The organism is Streptococcus sp. HMSC065E03 (assembly GCF_001815045.1).
In the GTDB taxonomy this organism is placed as follows: Bacteria; Bacillota; Bacilli; order Lactobacillales; family Streptococcaceae; genus Streptococcus; species Streptococcus parasanguinis_AD.
In genome coordinates, this window is the sequence record NZ_KV818853.1 from 549818 (window position 1) to 562474 (window position 12657).

Sequence of the window (12657 nt, forward strand, 5' to 3'; positions counted from 1 at the left end):
CTTACCACCCAAAGATTGATTTGAGGATATTCTCTGCTTCTGGAGCTGAATAGGCGATCAGTAAGATCGTATCATCATCTGCAACAATACTAAAGATATGCTCCTTATAAATCTCCCGCAAGCGACGTTTGACTAAAGGCGCTGTCCCTGGAACCATGGTGAAATTGACATATTCTCCCATGCGACGATGAGACAAGATATTGCTTTCAATCATCCCAATCCCTTGGTGGTGCTTACGTGGCAATTCATAGACATAGGTCATGTCTTTCAGAGGGCGTTTTACGATGCCCAATTCTTTGATATCCCGTGATACTGTCGCTTGGGTTGCTGAGATGCCTTCTTCTTTCAAATGTTCGACGATCTCTTCTTGGGTCCCCACCTCATGATCACGTATAAAGCGACGAATTTTTTCTAATCTGATATTCTTACTCTTCATGTTTAAATTCCTTGTGTGCCAGCTCCACAACAGCCTCCAGCTGCTCTGTAGTCGGCTTTGTTTTCTCTTCTTTTTTTTCTAGATACATCAAAAATTCGATGTTGCCATGGCCTCCTTGGATAGGGGAATAATCCACTCCCATTACCGCAAAGCCATGTGTCCCTGCAAAAGCAGCGACCTTTTCAAGGACCGCTAAATGAATCTTAGGATCCTTAATGATCCCATTTTTCCCGATCTGTTCGCGTCCTGCCTCAAACTGAGGTTTGACCAAGGCCACGACTTGTCCATTTTCTGCCAAAATCCGGTGAAGGGCTGGCAGAATCAAGTCCAAGGAAATAAAGCTGACATCGATACTGGCAAAGCTCGGTATCGCTTCAAAATCATCTGGCTCGGCATAGCGGAAATTGAACTGTTCCATCGAGACCACTCGAGGATCATTGCGCAATTTCCAGGCCAACTGATTGGTCCCGACATCCACCGAAAAGACCTGGCTTGCTCCGTTTTGCAGCATGACATCTGTAAAGCCACCTGTAGAAGCCCCGATATCAATCGCAATTTTACCCTCTACAGATAAACCAAATTGGTTCAGGGCTTTTTCTAATTTAAGACCGCCCCGGCTGACATATTTGAGCTTTTCACCCTTTAATTTCAACTCGGTTGCTTCATCAATTTTTTCACCCGGTTTATCGAAGCGCTCACCATTGATAACGGCAACGACAAGACCTGCCATCACCCCTCTTTTAGCTTGTTCGCGGGTATCAAATAGGCCTTGTTTATAGGCTAATACATCCACTCTTTCCTTAGCCATCTATTCGTAATCCTTCTATTAATTTCTTGATCGCTCGCGGATCAAAGTCGCAAGCAGCTGTAATCTGATCCAACAAGTCCTCGCAAGCGTCTAATTCACTTGTCAGCAAAGCTTTTGATTCTTCCAATCCCAACAGGGCTGGATAGGTCGATTTTTCAGCCACTAAGTCCTTTTGAGGGGTCTTCCCCAAAGCTTCAAAATCAGCGACCAGATCCAAAATATCATCCCGTACTTGAAAAGCCAGGCCTAATTTTTTCCCAATTTTTTCTAAGAGCTGAGCAATGTCTGCTTGCAACTCTAAAATCAAACCTGCTGCGATGAAAGGATAGGCAAGGAGGCGTCCTGTCTTATTGGCATGGATGGTCTGCAACTCTGCTAGCGTGAGCTGTTTGTGCTCCCCTTCCATGTCAAGGACTTGGCCAGCTACCATTCCACGACTACCGGAAGCATCTGACAATTCAAGAATCAAAGAGACCTTGACCGCATCAGGAAGGGCACTCGCAGCTATCATCCCAAAGGGATCGAGAAAAAGTGCATCCCCTGCTAAAATCGCCAGGTCTTCTCCGAATTTCTTATGATTGGTCAATTGTCCCCGACGGTAATCATCATTGTCCATGGCAGGCAGATCATCGTGAATAAGGCTTCCTGTGTGGATCATCTCCAAAGCCCCTGCCACTTGAAAATGAGCCTCTGTCAATTCCTGTCCAAAGGCCTCTAACAATTCTAGAAGGAGCAAGGGGCGCAGGCGTTTTCCACCTGCCTGGATCGAATAAAGGACCGACTCCACTAAATGGGGGGCAACGGCTTTCTCCTCATAAAAAGAGCGAACCGCTTGCTCTACTCTATTTCGTTTTTCTTCTTGTCTCATGCTAGATCCGCTTCAGTACCATCTGCTTGCATGACCTTGACCAAGGTTTTCTCTGCTTGATCCAAGGTATCTTGCAATTCTTTTGACAACTTCATTCCTTTTTGGAATTCTGTAATGGCTTCTTCAAAAGCCACATCACCACTTTCCAATTTTTGGACGATGACTTCCAAATCTGCTAAATTTTCTTCAAATTTCTTTTCTTTCGACATGTTTTACCTCTACTTCTAACTGGCCATCTCTCATGATGAGTGACAGCGGGTCCCCTTCTGTTACTTTCGCAACCGAATCTAGAACCTGATCGTCTTGCTTAACCATGGCATATCCACGCGCAATAATCCGACTGGTATCGAGCATCAAGAGGGCTTCTGATAAGCCTTGTACCTTGATCTTTTGCTCTTTTAGGACTTGTTCCATTCGGTTGGTTAAGATTCTCTTATCTTGGAGCAGGCGGTCTTGGTAGCGCTCGATGCGATGCAAAGGAGACATGGCTTCTAGGCGATGACGCAGACCTTGCAGTTGATTGGCCCCTTGTCCATAAGCATCACGCATTCCTTGTTTCAAACGCAATTGCAACTGGTCAATCTTTTGCAGGTAGCCATCATAGAGTCTTTCAGGCTGTCTAAAAATAACCGATTGACTTAATTTGGCCAAGCGTTCACGATTATAGGCCAAGCGATTGGACATAGCTGTTGCCATGCGGTTCTCCTGCTTTTGTATATGAGACAAGAGATCCAATTTGGTTACTGGAGTGGCCAATTCAGCAGCGGCTGTCGGAGTAGCAGCTCGTCGGTCTGCTACAAAATCGGCTAGAGTCGTATCTGTCTCATGTCCAACACTGGAGATAATCGGAATCCGCGATTCAAAAATGGCTCGCACCACTGCTTCTTCATTAAAGGCCCAGAGGTCTTCAATCGAACCACCCCCACGACCGATAATCAAGACATCCAAATCATCCCGTTGGTTGGCTCTTTGAATATTAGCAACCACCTCACTAGATGCGCCTTCACCCTGAACCTTGGTCGGGTAGAGCACAATCTCTACACCAGGGAAGCGTCGGCTCACCGTTGTGATAATATCGCGGATCACGGCCCCACTTTGACTGGTGATGACCCCGATCTTTCTTGGAAATTGTGGCAGAGCTTGCTTCCACCGGTCCTGAAAGAGCCCTTCTTCGGTCAATTTTTTCTTGAGTTGCTCAAATTGGATGGCCAAGGCCCCTACCCCATCTGGCTCAGCCTTTTCAATGACAATGGAATAACTCCCACTTGGCTCATAGAGCTGAATGCGACCGATGACATTGATCTTCATGCCTTCTTCTAGCTCAAAACCAAAGCTTCGATAAACCCCAGCCCAGACCGTCGCCTGAATAACCGCTTTTTCATCCTTTAATGAAAAATACTGGTGGTTGGGGCGTTTTCGGAAATTGGAGACCTGCCCTGTCAGATAAACCCTTTCCAAATAGGGATCCTTATCAAATTTTAATTTCAAATATTTGGTCAAACTTGATACGGATAAATAGTTGGACATAGGAACTCCTTTCTGCAGAATATGATCAAGTTTAATTATACCAAAAAACACCAAAAAAGGCTGGCAGACAAAGCGAAATCATGAATTTCCTTTCTCTACAAGCCTCATTTTATTCAAGTTACCCCTCTACTTGTCTGTTTGACACCAGCTTCTTTATTTTTCACACTTCTCTAACCGTTCAATAAAGGAGCTAAGAAGCGCTTGGGGTTCCCCTTCATTTGGATAGGCATCACTAATATAGAAGACTGTTTTTTCCTCTTCAACCAGCGGAATTTTGACAAGATTTGGATATTCTGGAAAGAGAGTCAGATCGGTCATGAGACCAATTCCCAAATTTTCTTCGATGAACACAAATCCTATTTAGGATACAACAAAAAGACAAGTCATAGGACTTGTCTTTTATTCTTTAGGAGGTTTTTTCATTCCTATTTTTGATAGGTTTTCACGACCCAATCAACCCCTTCATCTGCCGTGAGAGTATAGACGGGATTCTGACTCGTTTCATAAAAAGTCATCGAGAGAGTTTTGCCATCCACGAATACTTCGATGGAGTTGGTATCGCGAATGATCGAAAAATGATGATCCTTTTCAGTATCCAACTGAATCCATCTCGATTGAAATGCTGGATTTTCTTTTCCAGAAATGGGGTGCCCAAATTGGTCTCGACTTAAGCTAAAGCGTTTTTGAGAGGCGTCATAAACCAATTGCAAGACACTATCAGGATCAGTTTCATCGCCATAACCAAGGATAAAGGAGCGACCCGGTTTGGTATCTAGCTCAAACAAGGTTTGTTTCCCTCTAGCTGGGATAATGATTTGATTGCCCTTAACAATGGTTTCTGACGCATGCTCTACAAGAAAGTGTTCGTTCACTGACTCAGGTAACTCCTGAACTAATCGTCCGTCTTTCAGAGACAATTTTCTTGGAAGAGTCATACTACCTGCCCACCCATGAGCTAAATCATGACTGGGCATAGACCGGTGCCACATTTGCATCCAGGCAACCATGTATCGTTCGTCCTTTGGTCCTTGACAAGTTTGAGGAGCATAGAAATCCAAACCGCCATCCATTTCATCATAGGAATCGACACGAAAGTCCCCCGTTTCCCAATTCATGTCACCGATAAAGGCAACCGTCGAATTTAAGTTCCAGTATTTTTCTTGCTGCCTTTCCATTTCAATGGGAGACAGGATCAAGACCCATTTGCCATCTAAAGGGAAGAAATCAGGACACTCCCACATAATCCCTTGCCCTTTTTCACCTTCTAGAAGGACTGATGTAAAGTCCCAATCTACTAGATTACTTGATACAAATAGGAGAATTTGACCTCTGTCATCTGGTGTCTTAGAAGCAACGACAGCATAATATCTTCCTTGATATTCAAATACTTTAGGATCACGAAAATCTGCAATATCTGCGATCCCCTCAATATGTTGAGCATGGATCACTGGATTAGTAGGCAACTTTTCAAAGGTAATGCCATCTGTTGACACCGCAAGACACTGAGTCTCTTCCCGCTTTTCCTCATCGTCTACATGACCCGTATAAAGCAAATAGAGCTTGTCATCTTTCACAATAGCACTACCCGAGAAACAACCATCCTTATCATAGCTTTCACTTGGCGCTAATGCTACTGGCAGTTCTTCCCAATGGAGAAGATCTTTTGATTTGGCATGCCCCCAATGCATGGAACCCCAAACACTATCATAGGGATAGAATTGGTAAAACAAATGGTATTCCCCACGGAAATAAACAAAGCCATTTGGATCGTTCATCCAGCCGATAGGAGGTAACAAATGAAATGCTCCTCTATATTGCTGGTCAACCTTCTCCCTGTTTTCATCGATATACTGATTTGCTTTTCGAATGCTTTCCTTCATCTTTTTTACCTATTTTCTATTTTCAGTGCTGGCAACCTGGTCTTGGTCACTCCACTTCTTCATCCATTTGGGGATTTCTTGGCTAATGGTCGTGGGTAGAACCACATAAGCCTCCTTGCTCAAGTCTTCTGCAATGGCTGAATGTAGATAGGTCGCAACCACCACGCGCTCATAGAGACTGACCTGTGGAAATTGACCCGCAAACCCTGCGATCATCCCTGCCAAGGTATCCCCCATCCCCCCTGTTGCCTGATAGGGACCACCAACATCTAGCTGATAGCCCTCTTCTTGCCCACTTGTCCAAATGCGGGTGTGAGGCCCTTTTTCTACAATGACAGTCCCTTGAGGAAAGTTCTGTACTGCTCTTCGACTCTTGTCTTCAGTCTGGCTTGCAAGATCAATCCCTGACAGTTTTTCCCATTCTTTTTGATGAGGGGTAAAGACCAACTGAGCTTCTGGCAGGTCAAACTGAGAGGCTGTAAAAAGACTGATAGCTCCTCCATCTAATATCAAGACCTGCTGGCTAGAGACTTGTTCAAAAATCATGTGCAAGATTGCTTGGTTTTCTCTTGCTTCCTTTAAGCCCGGTCCTACGAGAATCACGCTAGCTTTTTGGAGCTGCTCACAAAGGAGTTCGTGATCTGCCAAATCAAAGCCCATAGCTTCAGGAAGATGGCTATGAAGGGCTGTCAGATTATCAGGATCTGTTGCTACAGTAACCAGCCCCGCACCACTATGAACCGCAGCAAGCGCCGCCATAATGATGGCTCCCCCATAGGGGTAAGTCCCCCCAATCAAGAGCAGGCGACCAAAATCTCCCTTATAAGAATTCACCTCTCGCTTTGCAATGACACGTTGGATCTCTTCTTTCTGAACTGTTTTCATACCTTCCTCATTTCTAGCGAAAAAGGAGAAGCCACGACTCCCCCTCCATCTTTTATTTTCCTCTGAATTCTGCGAAGACTTGCAAGATCTTAGCAGCCACAGCTTGTGGTTGATTTTGTTTGGCTACCAATTGATCATCCGCATAAGGCTGAAGGGCTGGAAAATCACCAATCTGAACTGCATAAAGAGCTTTTTCAAAGAGCTCGATATCATTTTGATCATTGCCAAAAGCCACGAAATTCTCTCCACAGAGTTCTTCTACGGTTGTCGCTTTATGCGTGTCTGCTGGATTGAGATAGATGCATTTTTCATGCGCATGATAGCGGATATGGGCCTTGTCTGTCTTTTCAATCCGCTCGATGATCTCATCCACGAGCTCCTCATGGCCACCCATATAGATCACGACCTTAATCGGATCTGTCAGCTCCTCTAAAGACCGATACTGGGCTTTCTTGAGGGGATCTACATTCGCAACAAAAGGAATCTTTTCCAAAATCTGTCCGCTATAATCAAAGGTATCATCCACAAAAAATGGTAGATTGTAATGGCGACAAAAGCCAAGGACTTCCCGATACACATCCTTGTCCAATTGTTCCTCATATACCAATTGCCCCTGGCGATAGGCCAATCCACCATTTAAGCCTATCACGAGTTGCTGACTCAATGGGTCCCCTAAAAGACCCAAGCAGTCCCGGTAAGAACGTGCAGAAGCAAAGGCAACTTCATGGCCAAATTCTTCTGCTCTCAATAAGACCTGTTTGATTTCATCATCGATTGTGACACCATCGAATGACAGGGTTCCATCTAAATCAAATACAAACTTCATCTTGTTCACACTTTCATTTTTTTAAGGCACGAACAGCTGCTTCGTAGGTCTGCTCCATCAGCATGGTGACAGTCATAGGCCCAACCCCTCCTGGTACCGGGGTAATATGACTGGCCAAAGGTGCAACAGAGTCAAAATCGACATCCCCACACAATTTGCCATTCTCATCGCGATTCATCCCGACGTCAATGACGACGGCGCCTTCTTTCACGAAGTCTGCTGTTACAAATTTGGCACGACCGATCGCAACAACCAAGATATCTGCTCTTCTAGCAATTTTAGGCAGATGATGGGTCCGAGAATGGGTCAAGGTTACCGTCGCATTTTTGGCGAGGAGCAACTGCGCCATGGGTTTTCCAACGATATTGGAACGACCAATCACGACTGCTCGCTTCCCTTCTAGATCAATCCCGTACTCTTTGAACATCTCCATGATGCCAGCGGGAGTTGAAGGCACCATAATCGGATTTCCAGCCCACAAGCGCCCCATATTCAATGGATGAAAGCCATCCACATCTTTTGTCGGATCAATGGCTAAAAGGACTGCATCCGCATCGATATGCTTAGGCAGTGGCAACTGCACCAAAATCCCATGCCAAAGGGGATCTTGATTGTAGTGTTCGATCACTTCTAATAATTCAGCTTGGCTGATGCTTTCAGGAAGTCGTCTCACTTCACTCCGAAAGCCTGCCGCAATAGCAGAACGCTCTTTATTTCTTACATAGATTTTGCTGGCTGGATTATCTCCTACCACGATGACAACGAGACCAGGCACAACCCCTGTCTCTTCTTTTAATCGTGCTGTTTTCTTCGCAATCTCACCCTGTAATTTTGTAGCGAGCGCCTTTCCATCAATGAGTGTCGTCATATCAATTCTCTTTCTAGTCAAGTAATGAAAATAGTCCTCTCTATTATAGCAGATTTCAACTCTCAAACCTAACTGTTCCTAATTAGAATTTCTTATAGACGAAAACTATAGCCAGATGGACAAAAAATGAGCTTGAGACCACCCCAAACTCATCCACACAGCTGCTTAGTAAAGCAATTCATAAATTTCCATTGCAATTAAATCAATGCTATCAAATGTATAGGTTTCACGCGCTTCAACATCACGAAGTGTAAAGGTTGAACCTTCTTCTTCATTGTGGTTGTATGCTACTTCAGCGACAACAACACCGTCACGTTCAAAATTACGTTTCAAGTTTCCACCGTCTTTTGTCATCGTCTCCAAACGGTTGATAATCCGTACTATATGTGATTCCATTTTATTTCTCCTCTTTACTTTCTACTCTCCTATTTTATCATAAAAGAGAAAGCTCTTCCAATAAAAATTCACATTTTTCCATTGATTTGCTCTCTTCTTCAATCCTTAGCGACATTCCGTAGTAAATTCTTGCAAACTTCTAGAATACTGATATAATGAAACTATAAATCTTTGACTATTTTTGACCTTTTAAAAATAGGCTCGTCTCTTGATGGGAAACCATCAAAAACCTACTGTGAGGTATGTATATGCTTTGTCAAAATTGTAAAATAAATGAATCAACCATCCATTTATATACAAATGTAAATGGACGTCAGCAGCAAGTAGACCTCTGTCAAAATTGCTATAAAATTATGAAAACAGACCCAAATAACAGCTTCTTGAAAGGCATGACCCAACGGAGCCAACTCACTGGAGATCCTTTTGAAGATTTCTTCAATAACCTTGGAAACTTCCAAAGTCCGCAAGAACCTCAAACCCCTCCAACTCAATCCGGAGGCAGTTATGGAGGTGGTGGCTACGGCCAAAACAATAACCGTGGTGGTGGTCAAGACCCTCGTCAAGCACGCCCTCAAAAGCCAAAAGGACTGTTAGAAGAGTTCGGCATCAATGTCACAGAAATTGCCCGCAAAGGGGATATTGACCCTGTCATTGGCCGTGACGAGGAGATTATCCGTGTCATCGAAATCCTCAACCGTCGAACCAAGAACAATCCGGTTCTGATTGGAGAACCTGGGGTCGGAAAAACTGCCGTTGTGGAAGGCCTGGCTCAAAAAATCGTCGATGGCGACGTTCCTCATAAATTGCAAGGAAAAGAAGTCATCCGCCTAGACGTCGTCAGTCTCGTTCAGGGCACAGGCATCCGTGGTCAATTCGAAGAACGCATGCAAAAATTAATGGATGAAATTCGTCAACGCGAAGATGTTATTCTGTTCATCGACGAAATCCATGAAATTGTTGGCGCAGGATCAGCCGGCGAAGGCAATATGGACGCTGGAAATATCCTCAAACCAGCCTTAGCGCGAGGAGAACTCCAATTAGTTGGGGCTACTACCCTCAATGAATACCGTATCATTGAAAAAGATGCGGCCTTGGAACGTCGCATGCAGCCCGTTAAGGTCGATGAGCCAACGGTTGAAGAAACCATCACCATCCTCAAGGGCATCCAGAAAAAATACGAAGACTACCACCACGTCCACTATACAGACGGGGCCATCGAAGCGGCAGCTATTCTTTCAAACCGCTATATCCAAGATCGCTTCCTGCCAGACAAGGCCATTGATTTGTTGGATGAAGCGGGATCTAAGATGAACCTGACCCTAAACTTCGTGGATCCCAAAGTGATCGACCAGCGCTTGATTGAAGCGGAAAACCTCAAAGCTCAAGCGACGCGCGAAGAAGACTTTGAAAAAGCAGCCTACTTCCGCGACCAAATCGCGAAATACAAGGAAATGCAAGGTCAACATGTCACCGATCAGGAAACCCCTGTCATCAGTGAAAAAACTATTGAACACATCGTTGAACAAAAGACCAATATTCCTGTTGGTGATTTGAAAGAAAAAGAACAGTCTCAATTGATCAATCTGGCTTCTGATTTGAAAGCTCATGTGATCGGTCAAGATGATGCAGTAGATAAAATCGCGAAAGCCATTCGACGCAATCGTGTCGGCCTAGGATCTCCAAATCGACCAATCGGAAGCTTCCTCTTTGTCGGACCTACCGGTGTCGGAAAGACCGAATTGTCTAAACAATTGGCGATCGAGCTCTTTGGCTCTGCAGACAATATGATCCGCTTTGATATGAGCGAATACATGGAAAAACATAGCGTAGCGAAACTAGTCGGAGCTCCTCCGGGCTATGTTGGCTACGATGAAGCCGGACAACTAACAGAAAAGGTACGTCGCAATCCTTACTCCCTCGTGTTATTGGATGAAGTGGAAAAAGCCCATCCAGATGTCATGCACATGTTCTTGCAAGTCTTGGATGATGGCCGTTTGACAGATGGTCAAGGTCGTACCGTCAGCTTTAAAGATACTATTATCATCATGACCTCTAATGCTGGAACCGGCAAAGCTGAGGCCAATGTTGGTTTTGGAGCTGCTCGCGAAGGTCGAACCAACTCTGTACTTGGAGAACTCGGTAACTTCTTTAGCCCTGAATTCATGAACCGTTTTGATGGCATCATTGAATTCCAACCTCTATCAAAAGAAAACCTTCTTCAAATCGTTACCCTCATGCTCGATGAGGTCAATCAACGTCTCGCACAAAATGAGATTCATCTGGATGTGACAGAGAAGGTCAAAGAAAAATTGGTCGATCTGGGTTACGATCCAAAAATGGGGGCCCGCCCACTCCGTCGTACCATCCAAGACCATATCGAAGATGCCATTACCGATTATTACCTGGAACATCCAAGTGAGAAACAACTCAAAGCCGTCATGACCAGCAATGGGAATATTAGCATCAAAGCTGTTCACAAGACGACTGAAAAGAAGTCAGAATCATAATCAGTAAATGTACATTCAGAGAGTGGGACAGAAATCGGTAATTCGTTAGAATTCGATTTCATCGTCCCACATCCGCACAGTTGAGTAGGGCTGTAAAAGCTGATGAAATCAGCGTATTAGAGCCCACTCAACCACTGCATCTTGCTCGACATCCAAGAATAATTGAGAGGCTAGGACTTTTGTCCCACTCTCTTTCTTTTTTCCCTCCAGATTTTTGCTAAAAAATATGATATAATGATGAAAAAATAAGAAAAGAGAAAACCATGACCATTCCAAGTTTTGGTGAAAAGAAACAAGATGTGACCTACGTCAATCGCTATGGTGTCTACGCTGTTATTCCCAATAAGGACAAGGATCAGATCATCCTCGTTCAAGCTCCTAATGGAGCTTGGTTCTTACCTGGAGGGGAAATTGAGGCAGGTGAAGATCACGTGCAAGCTCTGAAACGGGAACTGATCGAAGAATTAGGCTTTACCGCTATTTTAGGGCAATACTATGGCCAAGCAGATGAGTATTTCTATTCCAGTCATCGCGACACCTACTACTACAATCCTGCCTATATTTATGAAGTGGTAGACTATACAGAGACTCAAAAACCACTGGAAGATTTTAACAATCTTGCTTGGTTTCCTGTAGATGAAGCGATTGAAAAACTCAAACGTGGTAGTCACAAATGGGGCATTGAACAGTGGAAAAATACCCACAAAAAATAAAGGAATTCTTTCACAAAAAATAAAAAAGTGCTATAATAAATGAAGATAGAGGTTAGGAGGAACTCATATGAAGCTCATTAATACCACAAATAGTCATGCTGCACTGGTCAAAAGCCAACTTGCCAGCACTGACGCCTTGCTTGTCGAGGTTTATTCCGCGGGCAATACCGATGTTGTTTTTACACAGGCCCCAACACACTATGAATTATTGATCAGTAACAAACACCGAGCTATTCGTGAAACTGAAGTAGAAAAAATTCGTGAGTTCTTTTTAAAACGTAAGATTGATCTTCAAATCATTGACCAATCCGCTATTAAAACCCTCTACTCCGATAAACTAATTGAAATTTCCTTTCCAATTACTAAGTAAGGCCAATTTGCCTTACTTTTTTCTTTGGTATCTTTTTCCAAAAAAAATCCTTTCACCTCGATTATGAGATGAAAGGATTCTTTATTTCTGATAGATCATTTTTACGTGAGGGGTAGAAGCCAAGATAAAGGGCTCGCTCACCGTTTGAAAACCTAATTTTTCATACAAGCCGACCACCTGTTCTTGAGCCTCAATTTCAATGGTCCGTTCAGGAAATCTTTGTTCACAAAGGTCCAAAATTTGCTCTACCATAGCCTTTCCTAGTCCTTGACCACGACTGCCTTCGGCAACAGCCACTCGGCCAAAATGAATTGTCAGCCCTGTTTCGAATATGCGAGCATAGGCATCCACACGTCCTTCCCTATTTTGATGAAAAAGATGGATAGATCGATAATCAACATCATCGAGATCATTGTAGATCCTAGTTTGTTCCACGACAAAAGTCTCTAATCGTAGCTGAACGATCTCGTAAAACTCTTTCAGTTCTAGTTCCTTAAATTCTTTCTGGTACCACATAACTTCCTCTTTATTGAAAAGTCGCAAGGAGACTCTCTCCCTGCGATTTTTCACATC

15 protein-coding genes are annotated in these 12657 nt (G+C 44.0%); 3 read left to right on the forward strand and 12 right to left on the reverse strand.

Features of this window, described 5'->3' with window-relative positions; translation table 11 throughout:
- Position 1: 1 nt before the first annotated feature.
- From HMPREF3002_RS09400 to HMPREF3002_RS09450, 11 genes are all read right to left on the reverse strand, one after another.
- Complete coding sequence (locus HMPREF3002_RS09400; protein ID WP_003006022.1) at positions 2-436, reverse strand: arginine repressor; 435 nt, start codon at positions 434-436, stop codon at positions 2-4.
- Positions 426-1244, reverse strand: coding sequence for a TlyA family RNA methyltransferase (locus tag HMPREF3002_RS09405; protein ID WP_070666430.1), 819 nt, complete (start codon positions 1242-1244; stop codon positions 426-428). The genes HMPREF3002_RS09400 and HMPREF3002_RS09405 overlap by 11 nt, the downstream gene beginning before the upstream one ends.
- Positions 1237-2112 carry a polyprenyl synthetase family protein gene (locus tag HMPREF3002_RS09410; RefSeq protein ID WP_049506972.1) on the reverse strand — a complete coding sequence of 292 codons (876 nt, stop codon included), beginning with the start codon at positions 2110-2112 and terminating at the stop codon, positions 1237-1239. Before HMPREF3002_RS09410 ends, HMPREF3002_RS09405 begins: the two co-directional genes overlap by 8 nt.
- Complete coding sequence (locus HMPREF3002_RS09415; protein WP_070666432.1) at positions 2109-2321, reverse strand: exodeoxyribonuclease VII small subunit; 213 nt, start codon at positions 2319-2321, stop codon at positions 2109-2111. The genes HMPREF3002_RS09410 and HMPREF3002_RS09415 overlap by 4 nt, the downstream gene beginning before the upstream one ends.
- Positions 2299-3639 carry an exodeoxyribonuclease VII large subunit gene (gene xseA, locus HMPREF3002_RS09420; protein ID WP_070666433.1) on the reverse strand — a complete coding sequence of 447 codons (1341 nt, stop codon included), beginning with the start codon at positions 3637-3639 and terminating at the stop codon, positions 2299-2301. Before xseA ends, HMPREF3002_RS09415 begins: the two co-directional genes overlap by 23 nt.
- A gap of 153 nt (positions 3640-3792) precedes the next feature.
- Positions 3793-3990 carry a type 2 periplasmic-binding domain-containing protein gene (locus HMPREF3002_RS09425; RefSeq protein WP_070666436.1) on the reverse strand — a complete coding sequence of 66 codons (198 nt, stop codon included), beginning with the start codon at positions 3988-3990 and terminating at the stop codon, positions 3793-3795.
- 74 nt (positions 3991-4064) lie between these two features.
- Positions 4065-5519 carry a glycoside hydrolase family 32 protein gene (locus HMPREF3002_RS09430; protein ID WP_070666441.1) on the reverse strand — a complete coding sequence of 485 codons (1455 nt, stop codon included), beginning with the start codon at positions 5517-5519 and terminating at the stop codon, positions 4065-4067.
- A gap of 9 nt (positions 5520-5528) precedes the next feature.
- Complete coding sequence (locus HMPREF3002_RS09435; protein ID WP_070666444.1) at positions 5529-6404, reverse strand: NAD(P)H-hydrate dehydratase; 876 nt, start codon at positions 6402-6404, stop codon at positions 5529-5531.
- A 52-nt stretch (positions 6405-6456) separates the two neighbouring features.
- Entirely contained in the window at positions 6457-7230 is a 774-nt protein-coding gene (locus HMPREF3002_RS09440) for an HAD-IIB family hydrolase (RefSeq protein ID WP_049487481.1), read from the reverse strand.
- 13 nt (positions 7231-7243) lie between these two features.
- Positions 7244-8098 carry a bifunctional methylenetetrahydrofolate dehydrogenase/methenyltetrahydrofolate cyclohydrolase gene (locus HMPREF3002_RS09445; protein ID WP_049522594.1) on the reverse strand — a complete coding sequence of 285 codons (855 nt, stop codon included), beginning with the start codon at positions 8096-8098 and terminating at the stop codon, positions 7244-7246.
- Positions 8099-8263: 165 nt separating this feature from the next.
- Positions 8264-8494: a DUF1797 family protein gene (locus HMPREF3002_RS09450; RefSeq protein ID WP_070666447.1), complete on the reverse strand. Its 231-nt coding sequence runs from the start codon at positions 8492-8494 to the stop codon at positions 8264-8266.
- 248 nt (positions 8495-8742) lie between these two features.
- On the opposite strand from HMPREF3002_RS09450, the gene HMPREF3002_RS09455 reads away from it, so the two are divergent.
- The 3 genes from HMPREF3002_RS09455 (at position 8743) to HMPREF3002_RS09465 (ending at position 12084) form a co-directional block, all read left to right on the forward strand.
- A complete protein-coding gene (locus tag HMPREF3002_RS09455; RefSeq protein ID WP_070666450.1) occupies positions 8743-11001 on the forward strand; it encodes an ATP-dependent Clp protease ATP-binding subunit in 2259 nt (752 codons plus the stop codon).
- A 263-nt stretch (positions 11002-11264) separates the two neighbouring features.
- Entirely contained in the window at positions 11265-11714 is a 450-nt protein-coding gene (locus tag HMPREF3002_RS09460; RefSeq protein ID WP_070666453.1) for an NUDIX hydrolase, read from the forward strand.
- Between the two features lie 67 nt (positions 11715-11781).
- Complete coding sequence (locus HMPREF3002_RS09465; RefSeq protein ID WP_003012157.1) at positions 11782-12084, forward strand: DUF1827 family protein; 303 nt, start codon at positions 11782-11784, stop codon at positions 12082-12084.
- A gap of 81 nt (positions 12085-12165) precedes the next feature.
- Here HMPREF3002_RS09465 and HMPREF3002_RS09470 read toward each other — a convergent pair whose 3' ends face one another.
- Positions 12166-12600 carry a GNAT family N-acetyltransferase gene (locus HMPREF3002_RS09470; RefSeq protein ID WP_070666455.1) on the reverse strand — a complete coding sequence of 145 codons (435 nt, stop codon included), beginning with the start codon at positions 12598-12600 and terminating at the stop codon, positions 12166-12168.
- Positions 12601-12657 lie beyond the last annotated feature (57 nt).

Coding starts and splice junctions, on each gene's coding strand:
- HMPREF3002_RS09415 (WP_070666432.1), bottom strand. CDS start 2,321: ATGTCGAAAGAAAAGAAATTTGAAGAAAATTTAGCAGATTTGGAAGTC.
- HMPREF3002_RS09405 (WP_070666430.1), bottom strand. CDS start 1,244: ATGGCTAAGGAAAGAGTGGATGTATTAGCCTATAAACAAGGCCTATTT.
- HMPREF3002_RS09430 (WP_070666441.1), bottom strand. CDS start 5,519: ATGAAGGAAAGCATTCGAAAAGCAAATCAGTATATCGATGAAAACAGG.
- HMPREF3002_RS09470 (WP_070666455.1), bottom strand. CDS start 12,600: ATGTGGTACCAGAAAGAATTTAAGGAACTAGAACTGAAAGAGTTTTAC.
- HMPREF3002_RS09435 (WP_070666444.1), bottom strand. CDS start 6,404: ATGAAAACAGTTCAGAAAGAAGAGATCCAACGTGTCATTGCAAAGCGA.
- HMPREF3002_RS09465 (WP_003012157.1), top strand. CDS start 11,782: ATGAAGCTCATTAATACCACAAATAGTCATGCTGCACTGGTCAAAAGC.
- xseA (WP_070666433.1), bottom strand. CDS start 3,639: ATGTCCAACTATTTATCCGTATCAAGTTTGACCAAATATTTGAAATTA.
- HMPREF3002_RS09450 (WP_070666447.1), bottom strand. CDS start 8,494: ATGGAATCACATATAGTACGGATTATCAACCGTTTGGAGACGATGACA.
- HMPREF3002_RS09460 (WP_070666453.1), top strand. CDS start 11,265: ATGACCATTCCAAGTTTTGGTGAAAAGAAACAAGATGTGACCTACGTC.
- HMPREF3002_RS09455 (WP_070666450.1), top strand. CDS start 8,743: ATGCTTTGTCAAAATTGTAAAATAAATGAATCAACCATCCATTTATAT.
- HMPREF3002_RS09440 (WP_049487481.1), bottom strand. CDS start 7,230: ATGAAGTTTGTATTTGATTTAGATGGAACCCTGTCATTCGATGGTGTC.
- HMPREF3002_RS09410 (WP_049506972.1), bottom strand. CDS start 2,112: ATGAGACAAGAAGAAAAACGAAATAGAGTAGAGCAAGCGGTTCGCTCT.
- HMPREF3002_RS09400 (WP_003006022.1), bottom strand. CDS start 436: ATGAAGAGTAAGAATATCAGATTAGAAAAAATTCGTCGCTTTATACGT.
- HMPREF3002_RS09445 (WP_049522594.1), bottom strand. CDS start 8,098: ATGACGACACTCATTGATGGAAAGGCGCTCGCTACAAAATTACAGGGT.